The organism is Streptococcus sp. CL6.35 (genome assembly GCF_049737915.1).
Lineage (GTDB): Bacteria > Bacillota > Bacilli > Lactobacillales > Streptococcaceae > Streptococcus.
Genome location: NZ_JBKOTU010000004.1, coordinates 92,252 through 116,506, shown reverse-complemented (window position 1 = coordinate 116,506; position 24,255 = coordinate 92,252). Strand labels below are relative to the sequence as shown.

Here is a 24,255-nt window from a genome sequence, read left to right as displayed (position 1 = left end):
AATTATGGCCCTACCAACTATTGCCATTGTAGGACGTCCCAATGTTGGGAAATCAACCCTATTTAATCGGATCGCTGGTGAGCGAATCTCCATTGTAGAAGATGTCGAAGGAGTGACACGTGATCGTATCTATGCGACGGGTGAGTGGCTCAATCGTTCTTTTAGCATGATTGATACAGGAGGAATCGATGATGTCGATGCTCCGTTCATGGAACAAATCAAGCACCAGGCAGAAATTGCCATGGAAGAAGCAGATGTTATCGTTTTTGTCGTGTCTGGTAAGGAAGGGATTACCGATGCGGACGAGTACGTAGCCCGTAAGCTTTATAAGACCCACAAACCAGTTATCCTCGCAGTTAACAAGGTGGACAACCCTGAGATGCGAAATGATATCTATGATTTCTATGCCCTCGGTTTGGGTGAACCATTGCCTATCTCATCTGTCCATGGTATCGGTACAGGGGATGTGCTAGATGCTATTGTGGAAAATCTTCCAAATGAATATGAAGAAGAAAACCCAGATGTCATTAAGTTTAGCTTGATTGGTCGTCCTAACGTCGGAAAATCAAGCTTGATTAACGCTATTTTGGGAGAAGACCGTGTTATTGCTAGTCCTGTTGCTGGAACAACACGTGATGCTATTGATACCCACTTTACAGATACAGATGGTCAAGAATTTACCATGATTGATACGGCTGGTATGCGTAAGTCTGGTAAGGTTTATGAAAATACCGAGAAATATTCTGTCATGCGTGCCATGCGTGCTATTGACCGTTCAGATGTGGTCTTAATGGTCATCAATGCGGAAGAAGGTATTCGTGAATACGATAAGCGTATTGCAGGATTTGCCCATGAAGCTGGTAAAGGGATGATTATCGTGGTCAACAAGTGGGATACACTTGAAAAAGACAACCACACTATGAAAAACTGGGAAGAAGATATTCGTGAGCAGTTCCAATACCTGCCTTACGCACCGATTATCTTTGTATCCGCTTTGACCAAGCAACGTCTCCACAAACTTCCTGAGATGATTAAGCAAATCAGTGAAAGTCAAAATACACGTATTCCATCAGCTGTCTTGAACGATGTTATCATGGATGCCATTGCCATCAACCCAACACCGACAGACAAAGGAAAACGACTTAAGATTTTCTATGCGACTCAAGTGGCAACCAAACCACCAACCTTTGTTATCTTTGTCAACGAAGAAGAACTCATGCACTTTTCTTACCTGCGTTTCTTGGAAAATCAAATCCGCAAGGCCTTTGTCTTTGAAGGAACACCGATTCATCTCATCGCAAGAAAACGCAAATAAAAAAGTAGAATCTGGAATGACATTTCCAGATTTTTTTGATAAAATGAAGTTGAAGAAAGCGCTATCAAAAAGAGGTGTTGATGATGGAACATTTGTTTAAATTGTTAATCTTATTACCCTGTTTTTACTTTTTCAGCTGGATTGAAAAGGCCAACAGAGATAGTAAATTTTTCCCAATTTTTTACTATTTTTACTGGATTTACATCACCCTCTATGCTCTTTTTAGCCTTGCTTGGACAGTTTTTTCAGTCTTGTTTTTCAATATCCTATTGAGAAATGTGGCAGACATCAAGTCTTGGGGCATTTGGTTTCTTTTTATTCTGCTAGCTATTGGTCTGAATTGGTTAACTTATTCCTGTTTCAAAAAAATGCTTAGACTAAGAAAGGAGTTAGGAAAGTCTAAGGGTGGAAGGCATTGATTTATATTGGTAATAACATTTAATAGAACGAAACTAAAGAAAACAATTTTAAAGAGGAGGTGTCGATGATGAAACTGTCCTTTAATTGGTTTCATTTGATACTCTTATTTCCTTGTTTTTATTTTTTCTATTGGATAGACAATGCTGACAGAAACAGTAAAATTTTCCCCATCTTCTACTATTTTTACTGGATTTATATTTCCCTTTTAGCTCTGTTTAGCTTGGATATGACAATTTTTTCATTCTTATTTTTCCCTTTTGTTCTGAGCCATGATTCAGATGCTAGTACTTGGGGTGTTGGGTTGATTTTGATAGTCATATCTCTAGGCAGTGACTGGTTAGATTATATCTTTTTCAAAAAAATGTTTCGCTTGAGACGGGAACTAGGACAATCTAAAGGCGAAAGGCATTGATTTATATCGGTTTTTATTGATAGGAGGTAGCTTATGGCACATCTAAAATCATTTATTACACGCTATTCCAAGGTCTATATTGGTTTAGTTCTGCTAATCTGGCTTGCTTTCTTCTTTCTTCCTTGGGATAAACCAGTTCTGGGAATATCTATCAATCTCTTCATCATGCAGAAAGTTTTACTAGTTTTTGGCATTCTGTCCATTTTGATGGCCTTGTTATCCAAGAAAGTCAGTCTCTTTGTTTTTGGACTTATCTGCTGTCTTTCCCTTTGGATTAATCTATTTATCCTATTTGCTCTTTTGCCGATTTTTGGCAATTAAACAGTCATAAAATTCAGAGAGGTTAGCTTGGAAACTAGCCTCTTTTTCCTTTTCAAAATGGGGATTCTTCCTTGAAAATAATCAGTAATTGTGCTAAAATTAAAAGAACATTCTAAAATATTCGGAATTTAAAGTAAGGAAAAACATGGCTAATATTTTAAAAACAATTATCGAAAATGATAAAGGAGAAATCCGTCGTCTGGAAAAGATGGCCGACAAGGTTTTCAAATACGAAGACCAAATGGCTGCTTTGACAGATGACCAACTAAAAGCAAAAACAGTTGAATTTAAAGAACGTTATCAAAATGGAGAATCACTGGATTCATTACTTTATGAAGCTTTTGCGGTTGTCCGTGAGGGTGCCAAACGTGTCCTAGGTCTCTTCCCATATAAGGTTCAGGTCATGGGTGGAATCGTTCTTCACCATGGTGACGTGCCAGAAATGCGTACAGGGGAAGGGAAAACCTTGACTGCGACCATGCCCGTATACCTCAATGCCCTTTCAGGCAAAGGAGTTCACGTAGTTACGGTCAATGAGTACCTATCCGAACGTGATGCGACTGAGATGGGTGAATTGTACTCATGGCTTGGTTTGTCAGTAGGGATTAACTTGGCTGCCAAATCCCCAATGGAGAAAAAAGAAGCCTATGAGTGTGATATTACCTACTCAACCAACTCAGAAATCGGATTTGACTACCTTCGTGATAACATGGTCGTTCGCGCTGAAAACATGGTACAACGTCCGCTTAACTATGCCTTGGTCGATGAGGTTGACTCAATCTTGATTGATGAGGCCCGTACACCTTTGATCGTATCAGGTGCTAATGCAGTTGAAACCAGTCAGCTCTACCACATGGCAGACCACTATGTAAAATCTTTGGACAAAGACGACTACATCATCGATGTACAGTCTAAAACTATTGGTTTGTCTGATTCAGGGATTGACAAGGCTGAAAGCTATTTCAAACTTGACAATCTCTATGACATCGAAAACGTAGCTCTGACTCACTTTATCGATAACGCCCTTCGTGCTAACTATATCATGCTTCTCGATATTGATTATGTGGTGAGCGAAGAACAAGAAATCTTGATCGTTGACCAATTTACAGGTCGTACCATGGAAGGTCGTCGTTATTCTGATGGATTGCACCAAGCCATTGAAGCCAAAGAAGGTGTGCCAATCCAGGATGAAACTAAGACATCTGCCTCAATCACTTACCAAAACCTTTTCCGTATGTACAAAAAATTGTCTGGAATGACGGGTACAGGTAAGACCGAGGAAGAAGAATTCCGTGAAATTTACAACATTCGTGTTATTCCAATCCCAACAAACCGTCCTGTTCAACGTATTGACCACTCAGACCTTCTTTATGCAAGTATCGAGGCTAAGTTTAAGGCGGTTGTTGAAGATGTTAAGGCTCGTTACCAAAAAGGTCAGCCTGTCTTGGTTGGTACAGTAGCGGTTGAAACTAGTGACTACATTTCTAAGAAATTGGTCGCAGCTGGTGTTCCTCACGAGGTCTTGAATGCCAAAAACCACTATAAAGAAGCCCAAATCATCATGAATGCTGGTCAACGTGGTGCTGTTACCATTGCGACTAACATGGCCGGTCGTGGTACCGACATCAAGCTTGGTGAAGGAGTTCGCGAATTGGGTGGACTTTGTGTGATTGGTACAGAACGTCATGAAAGCCGTCGTATCGATAACCAGCTTCGTGGACGTTCAGGTCGTCAAGGAGACCCAGGTGAGTCACAATTCTACCTATCTCTTGAAGATGATTTGATGAAACGTTTTGGTTCTGAACGCTTGAAGGGAATCTTTGAACGCTTGAATATGTCTGAAGAGGCGATTGAGTCTCGTATGTTGACGCGTCAGGTTGAAGCAGCACAAAAACGTGTTGAAGGAAATAACTACGATACCCGTAAACAAGTCCTTCAATACGACGATGTCATGCGTGAACAACGTGAGATTATCTACGCTCAACGTTACGACGTTATCACTGCAGATCGTGACTTGGCACCTGAAATTCAGGCTATGATCAAACGCACGATTGGTCGTGTCGTTGATGGTCATGCGCGTGCCAAACAAGATGAAAAACTAGAAGCAATTTTGAACTTTGCTAAGTACAACTTGCTTCCAGAAGATTCTATTACGATGGAAGATTTGTCAGGCTTGTCTGATAAAGCCATCAAGGAAGAACTCTTCCAACGTGCCTTGAAGGTTTACGATAGTCAGGTTTCAAAACTACGTGATGAAGAAGCAGTTAAAGAATTCCAAAAAGTCTTGATTCTACGAGTGGTAGATAACAAGTGGACAGATCATATCGACGCCCTTGATCAATTGCGTAACGCAGTTGGACTTCGTGGCTATGCTCAGAACAACCCTGTTGTTGAGTATCAGGCAGAAGGTTTCCGTATGTTTAATGACATGATTGGTTCGATTGAGTTTGATGTGACACGCTTGATGATGAAAGCACAAATTCATGAACAAGAAAGACCACAAGCAGAACACCATATCAGTACAACAGCGACTCGCAATATCGCTGCCCACCAAGCAAATATACCAGAAAATTTGGATTTGAGCCAGATTGGACGGAATGAACTTTGCCCATGTGGTTCTGGTAAGAAGTTTAAAAACTGTCACGGTAAAAGACAATAAAATGAGATAGTTTAGAGGCGGATACCTTGTGAAAAGTAAATTTTTACTTGGTATCCGTTTGATTTATAAGGAGATGAGTTATGGTATTTACAGCAAAAAGTCCTAAAATTAATATTGAAGAAGTTCGTGCCTTATCAAAATTAGAAGGCCAAGCTTTGGAGAGAAAATCTCAGCGCGATCAAGAGCTAGAAGCCATTATACGTGGAGAAGACCAACGGATTCTCTTGGTAATCGGACCATGCTCATCTGACAATGAAGAAGCTGTTCTTGAGTACGCTAAGCGTTTGGCAGTCCTACAAGAAGAAGTGGCAGACCGTATCTTTATGGTTATGCGTGTTTATACTGCCAAACCTCGTACCAACGGAGATGGCTATAAGGGCTTGATTCACCAGCCTAATGCGACAGAAGCCCCTAGCCTCATCAACGGAATCAAAGCCGTTCGCCATCTTCATTATCGTGTCATCACGGAAACAGGTATGACGACAGCTGATGAAATGCTTTATCCTGAAAATCTTCCGCTAGTAGATGATTTGATTTCTTACATGGCAGTTGGTGCACGTTCGGTTGAAGACCAGCAACACCGCTTTGTGGCAAGTGGGGCAGATTTCGCGACTGGTTTTAAAAATCCAACCTCTGGAAATCTCAATGTCATGTTTAATGGGATTTATGCTGCTCAAAACAAACAAAGTTTCCTTTTCCTAGGAAAAGAAGTGGAAACAACTGGGAACCCGCTTTCCCATGCCATTCTTCGTGGAGCGACCAATGAGTATGGTAAGAATATTCCCAACTACTACTATGATAATTTGATGAATACCATTGCCCAGTATGAGAAAATGGGCTTGGAAAATCCTTTTATCATTGTGGATACCAATCATGACAACTCTGGTAAGCAATATATGGACCAGATTCGAATTGTCCGCCAGACCTTGATTAACCGTGATTGGAATGAAAAAATTAAGCAGTATGTTCGTGGCTTTATGATTGAGTCTTATCTAGAAGACGGCCGTCAAAACGAACCGGAAGTATTTGGCAAGTCTATCACGGACCCTTGCCTTGGCTGGGAGAATACGGAAGTCCTTGTCAGAGAAATCTACCAAACGCTAGGAGAATAAGATGGCATTTATTGAAAAAGGTCAAGAAATCGATATTGAAGCAATCAAGGCAGAAACTCAATTGTCTGCGGAAGCCTTGCGACTAAAGGAGCGTCGTGATAGAGAATTGGCAGACATCATTTCAGGAGAAGATGATCGGATCCTTTTGGTGATTGGTCCTTGCTCTTCTGACAATGAAGAGGCTGTCTTGGAATATGCTCGCCGTTTATCAGCTTTGCAAAAGAAGGTGGCGGACAAGATTTTCATGGTTATGCGTGTTTATACAGCTAAACCTCGCACCAACGGAGACGGCTATAAAGGTTTGGTTCACCAACCAGATACCTCTAAGGCTCCAAGCCTGATTAACGGTTTGCAGGCTGTGCGCCAGTTGCACTACCGCGTCATTACAGAGACAGGTTTGACAACGGCTGACGAGATGCTTTATCCGTCAAATCTGGTTTTGGTAGATGATTTGGTCAGCTACCATGCTGTGGGGGCTCGTTCTGTGGAAGACCAAGAGCACCGCTTTGTGGCTTCAGGAATTGATGCACCAGTAGGGATGAAAAATCCAACCTCAGGAAATCTTGGGGTTATGTTTAACGGTATTTATGCTGCTCAAAACAAACAAACCTTCCTCTTCCATGGCCAAGAAGTTGAGACTTCAGGTAATCCCTTGGCTCACGTCATCCTTCGTGGCGCAGTCAATGAATATGGGAAAAATGAGCCTAACTTTTACTATGAAACCCTACTAAATGCCATTGAACGTTATGAGACAATGGGACTTGAAAATCCTTTTATCCTCATCGACACCAACCATGATAACTCAGGCAAGCAATATATGGAGCAGATTCGAATTGTTCGCCAGACATTGCAAAATCGTGATTGGAATGAGAAAATCAAAAAGACAGTTCGAGGCTTTATGATTGAATCCTACCTAGCAGATGGTCGTCAAAACCAACCAGAGGTCTTTGGTTGTTCTATTACCGACCCTTGCTTGGGTTGGGAAAATACAGAGGCCTTGGTAGAAGAGATTTATGCTACCTTGACAAAATAAGTGAAAAGGATGGAGTTGGGGAATCTCAACTCCTTTTGATGAGAATGATAGTTGGACACGGAATTGATATCGAGGAATTAGCTTCGATAGAAAGAGCAGTTACACGACATGAAGGATTTGCCAAGCGCGTGCTGACCGCTAAGGAAATGGAACGCTTCACCAGTCTCAAAGGGCGCAGACAAATGGAATATTTGGCTGGTCGGTGGTCGGCTAAGGAGGCCTTTTCCAAGGCTATGGGAACGGGTATTGGCAAGCTCGGTTTTCAAGATTTGGAAGTCTTGAACAATGAACGCGGGGCGCCTTATTTTAGTCAGTCACCGTTTTCAGGAAAGATTTGGCTCTCTATCAGCCATACAGATCAGTTTGTGACAGCCAGTGTCATTTTGGAGGAAAATCATGAAAGCTAGTCCACATAGACCAACCAAGGCTCTGATTCATCTGGGAGCTATTCGACAAAACATTCAACAAATGGAGTCTCATATCCCTGAAGGAACGCTCAAATTTGCAGTTGTCAAGGCCAATGCTTATGGGCATGGGGCTGTTGCCGTTGCGACGGCGATTCAAGATGATGTTGATGGTTTTTGCGTTTCGAATATTGATGAAGCTATTGAACTCAGACAGGCTGGGCTTAGCAAGAAAATCCTTATTTTAGGAGTTTCTGAAATCGAAGCTGTTGCTCTAGCTAAAGAATACGACATCATCTTGACAGTGGCTGGGCTGGAGTGGATTCAAGCACTGTTAGATAAGGAAGCTGATTTAGCTGGTTTGACAGTCCACCTCAAGATTGACTCAGGGATGGGACGGATTGGATTTAGAGAGGCCAGTGAGGCTGATCAGGCTCAAGACTTGCTCCAACAACATGGTGCTCGTGTTGAAGGGATTTTTACCCACTTTGCTACTGCAGACGAGAAATCAGATGACTACTTTAATGCCCAGTTAGAACGGTTTAAAACTATTTTGGCCAGTATGAAGGAAGTCCCAGAGCTGATCCATGCTAGCAATTCGGCAACGACCCTCTGGCATGCAGAGACTATTTTTAATGCAGTGCGTATGGGAGACGCCATGTATGGCCTGAATCCAAGTGGAGAGGTTTTGGACCTGCCTTATGACCTGACACCAGCCTTGACCTTGGAATCTGCCCTGGTCCATGTCAAGACAGTGCCAGCCGGAGCTTGCATGGGCTATGGGGCGACCTATCAGGCGGATAGCGAGCAAGTCATCGCGACGGTACCAATTGGTTATGCGGATGGTTGGACACGTGACATGCAGAATTTTTCTGTCTTGGTAGATGGCCAAGCTTGTCCAATCGTCGGCAGGGTTTCGATGGACCAAATCACCATTCGTTTGCCTAAGCTTTATCCGCTCGGAACAAAGGTGACCTTGATTGGTTCTAACGGGGACAAGGAAATCACAGCAACTCAGGTAGCGACCTACCGTGGAACTATTAACTATGAAGTGGTTTGTCTTCTCAGCGACCGCATTCCGAGAGAATATTATTAGAAAAGAAAGGAGTGGAGCATGAATCTACATCAACCCTTGCATGTCTTACCTGGTGTGGGACCAAAGTCAGCAGAAAAATACGCCAAACTAGGAATTGAAAACTTGCAAGACCTCTTGCTCTACTTTCCTTTCCGTTATGAAGACTTCAAGACCAAGCAGGTGCTGGAGCTGGAAGACGGTGAAAAGGCGGTTCTGTCTGGTCAAGTCGTGACTCCTGCCAGTGTTCAGTATTATGGTTTCAAGCGTAATCGTCTGCGCTTTAGCCTCAAGCAGGGAGAAGTCGTTTTTGCGGTGAATTTCTTTAACCAGCCCTATCTAGCAGACAAGATAGAGTTGGGAGCAACCCTGGCTGTCTTTGGAAAATGGGACCGCGCCAAGGCAAGTTTGACAGGGATGAAGGTTCTGGCTCAGGTGGAGGATGACCTCCAGCCTGTCTATCGTCTGGCTCAGGGAATCAGTCAGGCCAGTCTGGTCAAGGTCATCAAGACGGCCTTTGATCAGGGACTGGACCTCTTGATAGAGGAAAATCTGCCCCAGTCTTTGCTGGACAAATACAAACTCATGTCCCGTTGTCAGGCAGTCCGCGCCATGCATTTCCCTAAGGATTTGGCAGAATACAAGCAGGCCCTTCGCCGTATCAAGTTTGAGGAACTCTTTTATTTCCAAATGCAATTGCAGACGCTCAAGTCTGAAAATAGAGTTCAGGGAAGCGGTCTGGTTCTGGATTGGTCTCAGGAAAAAGTGACAGCAGTCAAGGAAAGTCTTCCTTTTGCCTTGACCTCAGCTCAAGAAAAGAGTTTACAGGAAATTTTGACCGACATGAAGTCGGACCACCACATGAATCGTCTCCTGCAAGGGGATGTGGGGAGCGGAAAAACGGTAGTCGCTGGCTTGGCCATGTTTGCGGCGGTGACAGCTGGCTATCAGGCTGCTCTCATGGTGCCAACAGAAATCCTTGCAGAGCAACACTTTGAGAGTTTACAGAACCTTTTTCCAGACTTGAAACTGGCTCTTTTGACAGGTTCCTTGAAAGCTGCAGAAAAGAGAGAAGTTTTGGAGACCATTGCCAAGGGTGAGGCTGATTTGATTATTGGAACCCACGCTCTGATTCAGGATGGGGTGGATTATGCTCGTCTGGGCTTGATTATCATCGATGAGCAGCACCGCTTTGGTGTAGGGCAAAGGCGCGTTCTGAGAGAAAAAGGCGACAACCCAGATGTCCTCATGATGACAGCGACTCCTATTCCACGGACGCTGGCTATCACAGCATTTGGCGATATGGATGTTTCCATTATTGACCAGATGCCAGCAGGACGGAAGCCTATTGTGACACGCTGGATCAAGCATGAGCAACTACCTCAGGTCTTGACTTGGTTAGAGGGGGAAATCCAAAAAGGTTCTCAAGCCTATGTTATCTCTCCCTTGATTGAAGAATCAGAAGCTCTTGATCTGAAAAATGCCATTGCCTTATCAGAGGAGTTGACAGCTCATTTTGCAGGCAAGGCTGAGGTTGCTCTGCTACATGGTAAGATGAAGAGTGACGAAAAAGACCAGATCATGCAGGATTTCAAAGAGAGAAAGACGGATATTCTGGTTTCGACGACGGTTATAGAGGTTGGGGTTAATGTTCCCAATGCGACTGTCATGATTATCATGGATGCTGATCGCTTTGGTCTCAGCCAGCTTCACCAGCTCAGAGGTCGTGTTGGTCGGGGAGATAAGCAGTCCTATGCTGTTCTCGTTGCTAATCCCAAGACGGATTCTGGGAAAGACCGCATGCGCATCATGACAGAAACCACCAATGGATTTGTCCTTGCGGAGGAAGATTTGAAAATGCGGGGTTCAGGTGAGATTTTTGGAACCAGACAGTCAGGTATTCCAGAGTTCCAAGTGGCTGATATTATCGAAGATTTTCCAATTTTAGAAGAAGCCAGAAAGGTTGCTAGCTACATTAGTTCTATAGAAGGCTGGCAAGAGGATCCAGAATGGCGCATGATTGCCCTTCATATGGAAAAGAAAGAACATTTAGATTAATACTCTTCGAAAATCAAATTCAAACCACGTCAGCTTCGCCTTGCCGTACTCAAGTACTGCCTACGGCTAGCTTCCTAGTTTGCTCTTTGATTTTCATTGAGTATAAGCTTTCTATAAGGAAAACTTAAGCTAGCTTTCAGGTTTGGCCCTTATACTAGAGTCATCAAAAAGAAACGAGGACTCTCACATGACAGTAACGATTAAAGTAAATTACCAAACCACTTTCCAAAAGAAAGAAGCAAAAAAATAATATTGAAGAGAAGGAAGAAAGAGCGAAAATGCTCTTTTTTTGTTTTTAAAAGCACAATTTATTGAATCTAAAATAGCACACTGCGGATTCTAAAAAAATTCTAGAAATTATAGTAGATTGAATCTGGAATAGTACACCTAGTTTTCTAAAACATTTTTAGAAATTAGTTTGAATTCCGCGATCAATTTGTTCAGTTTTTATTTCATTTAACTATAATTTGACTTTCCTAATTTCTTTGTTCATATCTTATTTCAATAAACTATATCTTACTGTTTCAGAGCCCACATCTAGCATAACTAAAAAAGATTCTTCCATCTATCACGGAAAAATCTGTCATTGATTTACTGATTTATAAAAACTCCAACCACGGTTTACGAACCTCGTCTTTGATGGTTTCTCTGTATTTTTTTAATTCCAAGAACTCCATCTTGACCAGATGATTTTCTGACCGTTAGTGCTGGTCTTACAACAAGGCCTCAAACTCAGCGACGGTCATGCCCAATTGCTCACTCGCAAATTCGGAAGTTAAAACATGTTGGCGTACTAAATCTAGAAAGGTAAAGATTTTCCCACGCTCTAGACCTTGTTCAACTCCCTCTGCTCGGCCTTGTTCAACTCCCTCTGCTCTAGCAGTTTCCAAGGCATAGTCCTGTGCTAACAAGGCTTGTTCTTCTCTCATACGTAGTTGACTAAACATTTTCCTGTCCTCCTCGGACCAGCTCTTATAGTCTAGCAGTTGGTCTGCCTGGCTAATAGCTCGCTCGGGTTGCTGGGTAAAGGGTTTGTTCCCAAAAAACTCTAGCCATGGTTTGCGAATGCTATCTTTGCTGGTTTCTCTGTATTTTTTAAGTTCCAAGAACGCCATCTTAACCAGATGGTTTTCTTGTCCATTATTTGTGATAGTCTTAATCTTTCAATAGCGCCTCAAACTCAGCCACGGTCATTCCCAATTGATGGCTGGCAACTTCAGAAGTCAGGAGACCTTGACGTACTAGATTTACTAAACCTACTTTTAATCCCTCTTCAATGCCTTCTTCTCGTCCTTGTTCACGACCCTCTGCACGGCCGCGTTCAAGACCACGCTCTAATCCCTTTTCCTCCGCTTGTTCCAAGGCATAGTCATGCGCTAACAAGGCTTGTTCTTCACGCATACGTAGTTGGCTAAACATCTTCCTGTCCTCCTCGGACCAGCTCTTGTAGTCTAGCAGTTGATCTGCCTGACTGATAGCTCGCTCGGGTTGCTGGGTAAAAGGTTTGTTCCCGAAAAACTCCAACCACGGCTTGCGAACCTTGTCTTTGCTGGTTTCTCTGTATTTTTTTAATTCCAAGAATGCCATCTTGACTAGATGATTTTCTTGTCCATTATTTGTGATTGTCAATACCTCACCTGTTGTATCCTCTCGCATGCTAAAGCTATGAAAAGCCAGGTCATCTGAGAAATAATTGCTATCCACGATTGCGATAGCGTATACTGGTGCGATGTGTTTATAACTCTGGTGAGTATTGCCTTCTTGCTGGCGAATTTTTTCAAGATTTTGATTGACCTGACTGCACAAGTAAGTCCACAGGCGATTGATGAAAAAATTCTGATGATGAACTTGAATTTCAATAATTACTTGCGTACCATTATCCAACTCCGCCAAGACGTCTATACTGGTATAGAAATCCTGAGCCGAGTAAGGCAGGGATGGCAAGACATGAATATTGCTCCCCTCCAAAATGGTCACATTTTTTGCTGGCAAGTCCAGCATATCGCGAATAAATTGACAAGTGATTTCTGGATTGCTAAAGATTTTCTTAGCAACCAAGTCATTGGTTGGGCTGATGCCCGGATGTCTGAGAATCATCCATTCCCTCCTTCTATTATACCATATTTTAAAATCTAATTTTGCTAGATTCGATGGTTCTATCTATTTATTCGGAAAAAAGCGTAACTTTTCAAAGTAACTTCCATCTCTCTCCCAAAACTGGAAATTAGTTTTAGAAGTTACCCAATGAAAATCAAAGAGCAAACTAGGAAACTAGCCGCAGGCTGTACTTGAGTACTGCAAGGCAACGTTGACGTGGTTTGAAGAGATTTTCTAAGAGTATAAGATAGATGACTTCTCTGAAACTACTTTCAGAAACTGCTGTTCTATAAAGTACTTTTGAAACTGAAATCTATTCTACTACAAAGTGTTGAAAGCGCTTCAAAAATAATATATAATAAACCCATAAGAACAAAGAAAAGGAGGAAAGAGGATGCCACAGATTACTAAAGAAGCCTTGATTGCACAAATCAAAGATGGAATCATCGTTTCTTGTCAGGCCCTTCCTCACGAACCGCTTTATACAGAAGCGGGAGGAGTCATTCCCTTGCTGGTCAAAGCGGCTGAGCAAGGTGGAGCAGTTGGTATCCGAGCAAACAGTGTTCGCGATATCAAGGAAATCAAGGAGGTTACCAACCTTCCAATCATTGGGATAATTAAACGAGATTATCCACCGCAAGAGCCCTTCATCACTGCTACTATGAAAGAAGTTGATGAATTAGCAGAACTGGACATAGAAGTGATTGCTCTGGATTGTACCAAGCGTGAACGCTATGATGGTTTGGAGATTCAAGAGTTCATTCGTCAGGTTAAGGAAAAATATCCTAACCAGCTCTTGATGGCTGATACAAGTACTTTCGAGGAAGGATTGGCAGCCGTTGAAGCAGGAATTGACTTTGTCGGAACAACCTTATCAGGATACACATCTTACAGTCCTAAAGTGGATGGTCCCGATTTTGAATTGATCAAAAAACTCTGTGATGCTGGTGTAGATGTCATTGCAGAAGGAAAAATTCATACACCAGAACAAGCCAAACAAATCCTAGGATATGGAGTGCGAGGTATTGTTGTTGGTGGCGCTATTACTAGACCAAAAGAGATTACAGAACGCTTTGTTGCTGGTCTCAAATAAGATGTAAGGGGGAATTTTATGTTTAAAGTTTTACAAAAAGTTGGAAAAGCTTTTATGTTACCTATAGCTATACTTCCTGCAGCAGGTCTACTTTTGGGGATTGGTGGTGCACTTTCAAACCCAACCACGATAGCAACTTATCCAATACTAGACAATAGTTTTTTTCAATCAATATTCCAAGTAATGAGCTCTGCAGGAGAGGTTGTATTCAGTAATTTATCACTACTTCTCTGTGTGGGATTATGTATTGGCTTAGCGAAACGAGATAAAGGAACCGCTGCGCTAGCAGGAGTAACTGGTTACTTAGTTATGACTGCAACGATTAAAGCTCTGGTAAAACTTTTTATGGCAGAAGGATCTGCAATTGATACTGGAGTTATTGGAGCATTAGTTGTCGGAATAGTTGCCGTATATTTGCACAATCGATATAACAATATTCAATTACCTTCCGCTTTAGGATTCTTTGGGGGTTCACGCTTCGTTCCTATTGTTACATCGTTCTCTTCTATCTTAATTGGCTTTGTCTTCTTTGTTATTTGGCCACCTTTTCAACAACTTCTTGTTTCTACAGGTGGATATATTTCTCAGGCGGGTCCAATTGGAACTTTTCTATATGGATTTTTAATGAGACTTTCTGGAGCAGTAGGCTTACATCATATGATTTACCCTATGTTTTGGTATACTGAACTTGGTGGTGTTGAAACTGTTGCAGGACAAACAGTGGTTGGAGCTCAAAAAATATTTTTTGCTCAATTAGCCGACCCGACTCATTCTGGATTATTTACAGAAGGAACAAGGTTTTTTGCAGGTCGTTTCTCAACAATGATGTTCGGTTTACCGGCTGCCTGTTTAGCGATGTACCATAGTGTTCCTAAAAATCGTCGTAAAAAATACGCGGGTCTGTTTTTTGGAGTTGCTTTAACATCTTTTATTACCGGTATTACAGAACCAATTGAATTTATGTTTCTATTTGTCAGTCCGGTTCTATATGTTGTACACGCATTCCTTGATGGTGTCAGCTTCTTTATTGCAGACGTCTTAAATATTTCAATAGGAAACACATTCTCAGGAGGTGTAATCGATTTTACTTTATTTGGAATTTTGCAGGGGAACGCTAAAACGAATTGGGTTCTTCAGATTCCATTTGGACTTATTTGGAGTGTTCTGTATTATATTGTTTTTAGATGGTTCATTACTCAATTCAACGTTCTAACGCCAGGACGAGGAGAAGAAGTAGATTCTAAAGAAATTTCTGAATCCACAGATTCAACTTCAAATACTGCAGATCATTTAAAACAGGATAGCCTACAAATTATCAGAGCGTTGGGTGGATCAAATAATATAGAAGATGTAGATGCTTGTGTGACACGTTTACGTGTAGCTGTAAAAGAAGTTCATCAAGTTGATAAAGCACTTTTAAAACAAATTGGTGCAGTTGATGTCTTAGAAGTGAAGGGTGGTATTCAAGCAATATATGGAGCAAAAGCAATCTTATATAAAAATAGTATTAATGAAATTTTAGGTGTAGATGATTAATACTCAATGAAAATCAAAGAGCAAACTGGGAAGCTAGGCGCAGGCTATACTTGAGTACGCCAAGGCGAAGCTGGCATGGTTTGAAGAGATTTTCGAAGAGTATAAGTACTTACTGACTTAATAAAAAACAGAGGAGAGTGGTGGATGCATCGGATGAAATGAAAACGCATACAAATACAATCTTACTCATTATCCAATATGGATACGCTTATTACATAGGAGAATACAGATGAAATTTAGAAAATTAGCTTGTACAGTACTTGCGGGTGCTGCGGTTCTTGGTCTTGCTGCTTGTGGCAATTCTGGCGGAAGTAAAGATGCTGCCAAATCAGGTGGTGACGGTGCCAAAACAGAAATCACTTGGTGGGCATTCCCAGTATTTACCCAAGAAAAAACTGGTGACGGTGTTGGAACTTATGAAAAATCAATCATCGAAGCGTTTGAAAAAGCAAACCCAGATATAAAAGTGAAATTGGAAACCATCGACTTCAAGTCAGGTCCTGAAAAAATCACAACAGCCATCGAAGCAGGAACAGCTCCAGACGTACTTTTTGACGCACCAGGACGTATCATCCAATATGGTAAAAATGGTAAATTGGCTGACTTGAATGACCTCTTCACAGATGACTTTGTTAAAGATGTCAACAATGAAAACATTGTAAAAGCAAGTAAGGCTGGAGACAAAGCCTACATGTATCCAATCAGTTCAGCACCATTCTACATGGCTATGAACAAGAAAATGTTGGAAGATGCTGGAGTTGCGAACCTTGTAAAAGAAGGTTGGACAACAGACGACTTTGAGAAAGTTTTGAAAGCGCTTAAAGACAAAGGCTACACACCAGGTTCATTGTTCAGTTCTGGTCAAGGGGGAGACCAAGGAACACGTGCCTTCATCTCAAACCTTTACGGCGGTTCTGTAACAGATAAAGATGTAACAAAATATACAACTGATGATCCTAAATTCGTCAAAGGTCTTGAAAAAGCAGCTAGCTGGATTAAAGACGGTTTATTGAACAACGGTTCACAATTTGACGGTGGAGCAGATATCCAAAACTTTGCCAACGGTCAAACATCTTACACAATTCTTTGGGCACCATCTCAAAACGGTATCCAAGCTAAACTCTTGGAAGCAAGTAAAGTAGAAGTGGTAGAAGTACCATTCCCATCAGATTCAGGTAAACCAGCTCTTGAATACCTTGTAAACGGATTTGCAGTATTCAACAACAAGGACGACAAGAAAGTTGCAGCATCTAAGAAATTCGTTCAATTCATCGCAGATGACAAAGAATGGGGTCCAAAAGACGTTGTTCGTACAGGTGCTTTCCCAGTTCGTACTTCATTTGGCAAAGTTTATGAAGACAAACGTATGGAAACAATCAGTGGTTGGACTCAATACTACTCACCATACTACAACACTATCAATGGTTTTGCTGAAATGAGAACACTTTGGTTCCCAATGTTGCAATCAGTTTCAAATGGCGATCAAAAACCAGCTGATGCATTGAAAGCCTTTACCGAAAAAGCTAACGAAACAATTAAAAAAGCTACAAAACAATAAGCACTAAATCAGATTGACTCCTCCCTTTTCCCTGTGCATAGTCTATGTAAGAAAAGGGAGGATTTTATTTGAAATGTAAGGAACTGTCACGAAATTAAAATGAAGTTCTTACATAAGCGAATCTTAAAAAATTTCATTTTGATTTTAAAACAGATTAAAAAAATCCAAAATATTTTATTTGTGAAAGAGAGGTGCCGACTGTGAAAGTCAATAAAATTCGCATGCGGGAAACAGTGATTTCCTACGCTTTCCTAGCACCAGTATTATTCTTCTTTGTCATCTTTGTATTGGCTCCTATGATTATGGGATTCATTACAAGTTTCTTTAACTACTCAATGACTAAATTTGAGTTTGTAGGCTTGGACAACTACGTTCGTATGTTTAAAGACCCTGTCTTTATGAAGTCTTTGATCAATACCGTTATTCTGGTTATTGGATCTGTACCAGTTGTTGTTCTATTCTCACTCTTTGTAGCATCTCAGACCTATCATCAAAATGCCATTGCCAGATCCTTCTACCGTTTCGTCTTCTTCCTTCCTGTTGTAACAGGTAGTGTTGCCGTAACAGTTGTTTGGAAATGGATTTATGACCCACTATCAGGGATTCTAAACTTTGTCCTTAAGTCAAGCCATATCATCAGCCAAAACATTTCTTGGTTGGGAGATAAAAACTGGGCTTTGATGGCGATTATGATTATCCTTTTGACTACATCTGTTGGTCAGCCGATTATCCTTTATATCGCAGCGATGGGAAATATTGACAATTCATTGGTAGAAGCAGCTCGGGTTGACGGTGCGACTGAATTGCAAGTTTTCTGGAAGATTAAATGGCCTAGCCTTCTTCCAACAACTCTTTACATTGCAATCATTACAACAATCAACTCATTCCAGTGTTTCGCCTTGATTCAGCTTTTGACTTCAGGTGGTCCAAACTACTCAACAAGTACACTTATGTACTATCTTTACGAAAAAGCCTTCCAATTGACAGAATACGGTTATGCAAATACTATCGGCGTCTTCTTGGCAGTCATGATCGCTATCGTAAGCTTTGTTCAATTTAAAGTACTTGGAAACGACGTAGAATATTAAAGAAAGGAGACAGCTATGCAATCTACACAAAAGAAACCTTTAACAGCTTTCACTGTTATTTCAACTATTATCTTGCTCTTGTTGACCGTGCTGTTCATCTTTCCGTTCTACTGGATTTTGACAGGTGCCTTTAAATCTCAACCAGATACAATCGTTATTCCACCACAGTGGTTCCCTAAAATGCCAACCATGGAAAACTTCCAACAACTTATGGTGCAAAACCCTGCCTTGCAGTGGATGTGGAACTCAGTATTTATCTCACTTGTAACTATGTTTTTGGTCTGTGCAACCTCTTCTCTAGCAGGTTATGTATTGGCTAAAAAACGTTTCTATGGTCAACGCATTCTTTTTGCAATCTTTATTGCAGCCATGGCACTTCCAAAACAAGTTGTCCTTGTACCATTGGTACGTATCGTCAACTTCATGGGAATCCATGATACACTTTGGGCAGTTATCTTGCCTTTGATTGGATGGCCATTCGGGGTCTTCCTCATGAAACAGTTCAGTGAGAATATCCCTACAGAGTTGCTTGAGTCAGCTAAAATCGACGGTTGTGGTGAGATTCGTACTTTCTGGAGCGTAGCCTTCCCGATTGTGAAACCAGGATTTGCAGCCCTTGCAATCTTTACCTTCATCAATACATGGAACGACTACTTCATGCAGTTGGTTATGTTGACTTCACGTCAAAACTTGACCATCTCACTTGGGGTTGCGACTATGCAAGCTGAAATGGCAACCAACTATGGTTTGATCATGGCAGGTGCCGCTCTTGCAGCAGTTCCAATCGTAACAGTCTTCCTAGTCTTCCAAAAATCCTTCACTCAGGGTATTACTATGGGAGCGGTCAAAGGTTAATACTCTGCGAAAATTGAATTCAAACTACGTCAGCGTCACCTTGCCATACTTAAGTATTGCCTGCGGTTAGCTTCCTAGTTTGTTCTTCAATTTTCATTGAGTATAGGAAAATCAATCTATCAAGATACAGAAATATATTTTATAGATTTAGAGAATATAGAGTTATAAGTGTCTACAAAATGTTGGGTATTTGCTTACCTTAGATATTTTGTTAGACACTTATCAACTTAATTTATGATTTTAGTTAACTATCAGAAACGAAGGAAAGAGTATGATTTTTGACGATTTGAAAAACATCACCTTTTACAAAGGAATTCATCCCAATCTAGACAAGGCTATCGACTATCTCTACCAGCACAGTAAGGATTCTTTCGAATTAGGTAAGTATGAGATTGACGGGGACAAGGTCTTTCTAGTTGTTCAGGAAAATGTCCTCAATCAAGCTGAAAATGATCAATTTGAGCATCATAAGAACTATGCAGATTTGCATTTGCTGGTAGAAGGACATGAATATTCGAGCTACGGTTCACGTATCAAAGACGAGGCAGTAGCATTCGACGAAGCTAGTGACATTGGCTTTGTGCATTGTCATGAAAAATACCCACTCTTGTTGGGTTATCACAATTTTGCGATTTTCTTTCCAGGAGAACCACACCAGCCAAATGGCTATGCAGGTATGGAACAGAAGGTTCGCAAATATCTCTTTAAAATTTTGATTGACTAAAAAATAAGGAGGAGCAAATATGGCACAAAAAGGAGTAAGCCTTATCAAGGCAGCATTTGATACAGATAACTTTCTCATGCGTTTTAGTGAGAAGGTCTTGGATATCGTGACAGCCAATCTTCTTTTTGTCGTCTCTTGTTTGCCCATCGTGACGATTGGAGTGGCTAAAATTAGCCTCTACGAGACTATGTTTGAGATTAAGAAGAGCAGACGTGTGCCTGTCTTTAGAATCTATTTAAGAGCTTTCAAGCAAAATCTGAAGCTAGGTCTTCAGTTAGGTCTGCTTGAGTTGGGCATTGTTTCATTAAGCATTCTAGATCTTTATCTCTTTTGGGGTCAGACAGCTATGCCTTTCCAAATGGTGAAAGCTATTTGTCTAGGCGTTCTTATCTTCCTCACTATCGTGATGTTGGCTAGCTATCCCATAGCTGCGCGCTATGATTTAACTTGGAAAGAAGTGCTGCAAAAAGGACTTATCTTGGCAAGTTTTAACTTTCCTTGGTTCTTCCTCATGTTAGCTATTCTCTTTCTTATTGTGATGGTTCTTTATCTGTCCGCCTTCAGTTTACTTTTAGGTGGCTCAGCCTTCCTGCTTTTTGGATTTGGACTCTTGGTCTTTATCCAGGCTGGATTGATGGAGAAAATTTTCGCAAAATACCAATAGGATGGCTTGTCTATGAAACTACTTTCAAGCCATAAACATTTCAAAATTCATATCGAAACTAAAATCTAAGTGTACACAAGATATTGAAAGCGTTTTTCATAAGGTGTATACTAAAAACGTAAAGAATAAATCCCTGCTTTTAGCAGAAAAAAAGAAATCTTAGGAGAAAATCTATGTCAGATTTAAAAAAATACGAAGGTGTCATTCCAGCCTTCTACGCATGTTATGATGATCAAGGAGAAGTAAGTCCAGAGCGTACGCGTGCCTTGGTTCAATACTTCATTGATAAAGGTGTTCAAGGTCTTTATGTCAATGGTTCTTCTGGTGAATGTATCTACCAAAGCGTTGAAGATCGCAAGTTAATTTTGGAAGAAGTCATGGCAGTTGCCAAAGGTAAGTTGACTATTATTGCTCACGTTGCTTGCAACAATACCAAAGATAGTATGGAACTTGCTCGTCATGCTGAAAGCTTAGGAGTAGATGCTATTGCAACGATTCCGCCGATTTATTTCCGCTTGCCAGAATACTCAGTTGCTAAATATTGGAACGATATCAGTTCTGCAGCTCCAAATACAGACTATGTGATTTATAACATTCCTCAATTGGCAGGGGTTGCTTTGACTCCAAGCCTTTACACTGAAATGTTGAAAAATCCTCGTGTTATCGGTGTTAAGAACTCTTCTATGCCAGTTCAAGATATCCAAACCTTTGTCAGTCTTGGGGGAGAAGACCACATTGTCTTTAACGGTCCAGATGAACAGTTCCTAGGTGGCCGTCTCATGGGTGCTAAAGCTGGTATCGGTGGTACTTATGGTGCTATGCCAGAACTCTTCTTGAAACTCAATCAGTTGATTGCGGACAAAGACTTAGAAACAGCGCGTGAGTTGCAATACGCTATCAATGCAATCATTGGCAAATTGACTGCTGCACATGGAAATATGTACGGTGTAATTAAGGAAGTCTTGAAGATCAATGAAGGATTGAATATTGGTTCTGTTCGTTCACCGTTGACACCAGTGACTGAAGAAGATCGTCCAGTTGTAGAAGCAGCTGCAGCCTTGATTCGTGAAACCAAGGAGCGCTTCCTCTAATCCATAAGGAGGTATTTATGACACACTACGTTGCAATTGATATCGGTGGAACAAATATCAAATATGGTTTGATCGACCAAGAAGGCCAACTTGTTGAATCGCATGAAATGCCAACAGAGGCGCATAAAGGTGGACCTCATATCTTACAAAAGACCAAAGATATCGTAGCCAGCTATTTAGAAAAAGGCCCAGTAGCAGGTGTTGCTATTTCTTCTGCAGGAATGGTGGATCCAGATAAGGGTGAGATTTTCTATGCTGGGCCTCAAATCCCTAACTATGCAGGAACTCAGTTCAAGAAGGAAATCGAGACTAGCTTTAATATTCCTTGTGAGATTGAAAATGATGTCAACTGTGCAGGTCTTGCTGAAGCGGTATCTGGTTCAGGCAAGAGAGCGAGTGTCACCCTTTGCTTGACCATTGGAACCGGTATCGGTGGTTGCTTGATTATGGATGGGAAAGTCTTCCATGGATTTAGCAATTCAGCCTGCGAAGTCGGTTATATGCATATGCAGGATGGAGATTTCCAAGACTTGGCCTCTACGACAGCTTTGGTGGAGTATGTAGCAGCAGCTCATGGAAATCCAGTTGACCAGTGGAATGGCCGACGCATTTTCAAGGAAGCCACTGAAGGCAACAAGATTTGTATGGCTGGTATTGACCGTATGGTAGACTATCTAGGAAAAGGTCTGGCAAATATTTGCTATGTGGTCAATCCAGAAGTAGTCATTCTCGGTGGCGGTATCATGGGGCAAGAGGCTATCCTCAAGCCTAAAATTCGAAAAGCTTTGAAAGATGCCTTGGTGCCAAGCCTAGCTGAAAAAACACGATTAGAATTTGCCCATCACCAAAATACAGCAGGTATGTTGGGAGCTTATTACCATTTCAAGACAAAACAATCCTAGTTTGGCTCAGCCAAACTAGGATTTTTATTCATCACTAAACATACATCTTCTAGATTATGAATTAGTCATATCTTGACTTAGTCCTAAATAATTTCATGTAATCACTTTTTGAAGGAAGTAAATAAGCAAGTCTGACGGTATCCTCAACAATTGTATACAATACGATGTAATCCTTACTCAAGGTCAATCCTCGCGTTTGATAGCGAGGGTCTAATTTCTTACCAAATTTTTCATCAGCATCAAATCCAGCTTGGGGGAAAATTTCTAGACGATTCATATCTTTTCTGATACTCGCCACTTTTCGCCTCGCAGCCTCTACAGAACCGATTTCCTCTGCTATATACTGATATATTTTATCCAAACTATCAATCACTCTAGGAGAATACAAAATCCTATATTTTTTATAATCCATAGCGTGTCACAACATCCTCATCTGTCAAGTAATTCCCAGCCTCAATCTTAGCATAACTTTCTTGAACTTCTGCTTGTAATTGTCTAAATAAATACTCCTTCTCCAATTCCTCTTCACTAAGTAAATCTACTTCATTTGTTACGGCAACATTCTTTAAAAATAATCTGAGTGCCGATGAAAGAGAAAGATTTTTTTCTTTTAACACTTCCATGGCATCATTTACCAATTCTCTATTAGCTTGGAAGGTCACAATTTTATTTGAATTTGCTATAACCATTTTATATAACTCCTTTATATATTTTCTTTATTATCTCACAATTATAAAGAAAATCAAGGAACTTGATAAGAAAATCCTAGTTTGGTTGAACCAAACTAGGATTTTCTTATTCGTTTCTGTCTACGATAACCGTTGAGTTTTTTATTTTCCCAGTAGCTATTAAAGATTTTTTCCTTGCTTTCGCGATTGATTTCCAAAAAATAGGCATAAATCAAATCGATAAAGAAGAGCATAGGAAGTTGAGCAGATATACGTTGAATGTAGGAAGGCTGACTGTGGCTAGCAACAAGAACGTTTTCTGTATAGGTCTGACTATCTTTATTGGGAACACTTGTAAAGAGTACAGTCTTTGCCCCCATCTCCTTAGCGTCTAATAGACTATCTAAAATAGAAGGTGTTGTGCCAGAAAGTGAGAAACCGAGTACGAGACAATTTTCATCCATAATGCTGGTTGTCCAAGCAAAGCCGTCTTGATCAGTCAAGGCCTCGCAGACCACACCTAGACGCATAAAGCGCAATTTCATTTCACGAGCGACAAGGCCAGAACTACCTGTTCCAAAGAAGTAGACACGATCAGCATCTTCGATTAACTGGGCGATTCGTTCAAGTTGTTTTTCGTCAATCAAGTCCTGTGTTTGTTCCCGCATGTGATTGTAGCTTCTAAGGACTCGTTTTGTCAGTGGACTGTGTTTGTGAGAATGGGTGTCTTGTTTCTCTGCTTGGTGTTGGTATTGGAAAATAAATTCTCGATAGCCTGTAAAACCACACTTTTTAGCAAAGCGGGTCAAAGCAGCCTGAGAAATATGTAATTTTTGAGTGACTTGCTGTGATGATAAATCATCTGCAATGGTTTCAGATTGTAAAAAATAGCGAGCGATTTCTTGCTCTAAATCTGTCATTTCTTCGAAGTGGGAATCAATGATGGTTGCTATATCTGGTTTGTCCATAGAAAGGCTCCTTTAAATGAGTCGTATTGGAAAAAGACTGGGTCATCGAACTTTTACATTTATTATATCATATAATATAGGGATAGATAAATAAAATCGTATTTTCCCGTAAAAAGGAAAAAAGCTTTTTCCTTTTCCATAATTTTCTTCTCAAATTATGGTACAATGAAGAGTAAGATTTTAAATAGAAACGAGACTGACTTGT

General features: G+C 40.9%; 23 protein-coding genes and 2 pseudogenes. 19 read left to right on the top strand and 6 right to left on the bottom strand.

The features are described 5' to 3' along the window. The first annotated feature begins 4 nt into the window (after positions 1-4). From der to recG, 10 genes are all read left to right on the top strand, one after another. Positions 5-1,315: a ribosome biogenesis GTPase Der gene (gene der / locus ACLNCP_RS06355; RefSeq protein WP_001207696.1), complete on the top strand. Its 1,311-nt coding sequence runs from the start codon at positions 5-7 to the stop codon at positions 1,313-1,315. An 83-nt stretch (positions 1,316-1,398) separates the two neighbouring features. After that, entirely contained in the window at positions 1,399-1,734 is a 336-nt protein-coding gene (locus tag ACLNCP_RS06350; RefSeq protein ID WP_424844218.1) for a hypothetical protein, read from the top strand. Positions 1,735-1,799: 65 nt separating this feature from the next. Next, positions 1,800-2,147: a hypothetical protein gene (locus tag ACLNCP_RS06345; RefSeq protein ID WP_238393768.1), complete on the top strand. Its 348-nt coding sequence runs from the start codon at positions 1,800-1,802 to the stop codon at positions 2,145-2,147. 33 nt (positions 2,148-2,180) lie between these two features. Continuing rightward, entirely contained in the window at positions 2,181-2,468 is a 288-nt protein-coding gene (locus ACLNCP_RS06340) for a hypothetical protein (protein WP_203213447.1), read from the top strand. Between the two features lie 145 nt (positions 2,469-2,613). Next, a complete protein-coding gene (secA, locus tag ACLNCP_RS06335; RefSeq protein ID WP_261146792.1) occupies positions 2,614-5,127 on the top strand; it encodes a preprotein translocase subunit SecA in 2,514 nt (837 codons plus the stop codon). An 80-nt stretch (positions 5,128-5,207) separates the two neighbouring features. After that, positions 5,208-6,239 (top strand): 3-deoxy-7-phosphoheptulonate synthase, encoded by a 1,032-nt coding sequence (locus ACLNCP_RS06330; protein WP_424844200.1) that lies wholly within the window; start codon positions 5,208-5,210, stop codon positions 6,237-6,239. 1 nt (position 6,240) lies between these two features. Further along, positions 6,241-7,272: a 3-deoxy-7-phosphoheptulonate synthase gene (locus ACLNCP_RS06325; protein WP_000864042.1), complete on the top strand. Its 1,032-nt coding sequence runs from the start codon at positions 6,241-6,243 to the stop codon at positions 7,270-7,272. A gap of 44 nt (positions 7,273-7,316) precedes the next feature. Beyond that, positions 7,317-7,679: a holo-ACP synthase gene (acpS, locus tag ACLNCP_RS06320; protein WP_084924118.1), complete on the top strand. Its 363-nt coding sequence runs from the start codon at positions 7,317-7,319 to the stop codon at positions 7,677-7,679. After that, positions 7,669-8,772 carry an alanine racemase gene (gene alr, locus ACLNCP_RS06315; RefSeq protein WP_424844199.1) on the top strand — a complete coding sequence of 368 codons (1,104 nt, stop codon included), beginning with the start codon at positions 7,669-7,671 and terminating at the stop codon, positions 8,770-8,772. The genes acpS and alr overlap by 11 nt, the downstream gene beginning before the upstream one ends. Positions 8,773-8,790: 18 nt before the next feature. Beyond that, positions 8,791-10,806 carry an ATP-dependent DNA helicase RecG gene (recG, locus tag ACLNCP_RS06310; RefSeq protein WP_424844198.1) on the top strand — a complete coding sequence of 672 codons (2,016 nt, stop codon included), beginning with the start codon at positions 8,791-8,793 and terminating at the stop codon, positions 10,804-10,806. A 605-nt stretch (positions 10,807-11,411) separates the two neighbouring features. Here recG and ACLNCP_RS06305 read toward each other — a convergent pair. The 3 genes and pseudogenes from ACLNCP_RS06305 to ACLNCP_RS06295 form a co-directional block, all read right to left on the bottom strand. Then, a pseudogene (locus ACLNCP_RS06305) lies at positions 11,412-11,501 on the bottom strand (Rpn family recombination-promoting nuclease/putative transposase); the annotation flags it as partial. 18 nt (positions 11,502-11,519) lie between these two features. Then, positions 11,520-11,969 (bottom strand): annotated as a pseudogene (locus ACLNCP_RS06300) (Rpn family recombination-promoting nuclease/putative transposase); the annotation flags it as partial. After that, complete coding sequence (locus ACLNCP_RS06295) at positions 11,962-12,903, bottom strand: Rpn family recombination-promoting nuclease/putative transposase (RefSeq protein WP_424844197.1); 942 nt, start codon at positions 12,901-12,903, stop codon at positions 11,962-11,964. The pseudogene ACLNCP_RS06300 and the gene ACLNCP_RS06295, both read right to left, overlap by 8 nt. Positions 12,904-13,297: 394 nt before the next feature. Between ACLNCP_RS06295 and ACLNCP_RS06290 the strand changes: the two genes are divergently transcribed. From ACLNCP_RS06290 to ACLNCP_RS06250, 9 genes are all read left to right on the top strand, one after another. Continuing rightward, positions 13,298-13,996: an N-acetylmannosamine-6-phosphate 2-epimerase gene (locus tag ACLNCP_RS06290; protein ID WP_001135679.1), complete on the top strand. Its 699-nt coding sequence runs from the start codon at positions 13,298-13,300 to the stop codon at positions 13,994-13,996. 18 nt (positions 13,997-14,014) lie between these two features. After that, positions 14,015-15,532 carry a PTS transporter subunit EIIC gene (locus ACLNCP_RS06285; protein ID WP_000477437.1) on the top strand — a complete coding sequence of 506 codons (1,518 nt, stop codon included), beginning with the start codon at positions 14,015-14,017 and terminating at the stop codon, positions 15,530-15,532. Between the two features lie 229 nt (positions 15,533-15,761). After that, positions 15,762-17,090, top strand: coding sequence for an ABC transporter substrate-binding protein (locus ACLNCP_RS06280; protein ID WP_261250137.1), 1,329 nt, complete (start codon positions 15,762-15,764; stop codon positions 17,088-17,090). A gap of 221 nt (positions 17,091-17,311) precedes the next feature. Further along, the gene (locus tag ACLNCP_RS06275; RefSeq protein WP_153198773.1) at positions 17,312-18,178 is read left to right on the top strand and encodes a carbohydrate ABC transporter permease; all 867 of its coding nucleotides are present in this window, start codon (positions 17,312-17,314) and stop codon (positions 18,176-18,178) included. 15 nt (positions 18,179-18,193) lie between these two features. Continuing rightward, complete coding sequence (locus ACLNCP_RS06270; RefSeq protein WP_001192120.1) at positions 18,194-19,033, top strand: carbohydrate ABC transporter permease; 840 nt, start codon at positions 18,194-18,196, stop codon at positions 19,031-19,033. 271 nt (positions 19,034-19,304) lie between these two features. Next, complete coding sequence (locus tag ACLNCP_RS06265) at positions 19,305-19,757, top strand: YhcH/YjgK/YiaL family protein (RefSeq protein ID WP_084888746.1); 453 nt, start codon at positions 19,305-19,307, stop codon at positions 19,755-19,757. A gap of 19 nt (positions 19,758-19,776) precedes the next feature. Then, positions 19,777-20,421, top strand: coding sequence for a YesL family protein (locus tag ACLNCP_RS06260; RefSeq protein WP_424844196.1), 645 nt, complete (start codon positions 19,777-19,779; stop codon positions 20,419-20,421). Positions 20,422-20,594: 173 nt separating this feature from the next. Further along, complete coding sequence (locus ACLNCP_RS06255) at positions 20,595-21,512, top strand: dihydrodipicolinate synthase family protein (RefSeq protein WP_001281495.1); 918 nt, start codon at positions 20,595-20,597, stop codon at positions 21,510-21,512. 17 nt (positions 21,513-21,529) lie between these two features. After that, on the top strand, positions 21,530-22,414 hold the full coding sequence (locus tag ACLNCP_RS06250) for an ROK family protein (protein WP_424844195.1): 885 nt from the start codon (positions 21,530-21,532) through the stop codon (positions 22,412-22,414). Between the two features lie 61 nt (positions 22,415-22,475). On the opposite strand, the gene ACLNCP_RS06245 is transcribed toward ACLNCP_RS06250, so the two are convergent. The 3 genes from ACLNCP_RS06245 to ACLNCP_RS06235 all read right to left on the bottom strand — a co-directional run bounded on the left by ACLNCP_RS06245 (position 22,476) and on the right by ACLNCP_RS06235 (position 24,050). Further along, positions 22,476-22,826 carry a type II toxin-antitoxin system RelE/ParE family toxin gene (locus ACLNCP_RS06245; protein ID WP_045611147.1) on the bottom strand — a complete coding sequence of 117 codons (351 nt, stop codon included), beginning with the start codon at positions 22,824-22,826 and terminating at the stop codon, positions 22,476-22,478. Continuing rightward, positions 22,816-23,103, bottom strand: coding sequence for a type II toxin-antitoxin system RelB/ParD family antitoxin (relB, locus tag ACLNCP_RS06240; protein WP_000233903.1), 288 nt, complete (start codon positions 23,101-23,103; stop codon positions 22,816-22,818). The genes ACLNCP_RS06245 and relB overlap by 11 nt, the downstream gene beginning before the upstream one ends. Before the next feature lie 95 nt (positions 23,104-23,198). Next, entirely contained in the window at positions 23,199-24,050 is an 852-nt protein-coding gene (locus tag ACLNCP_RS06235) for a MurR/RpiR family transcriptional regulator (RefSeq protein WP_424844194.1), read from the bottom strand. Positions 24,051-24,255: the final 205 nt, after the last annotated feature.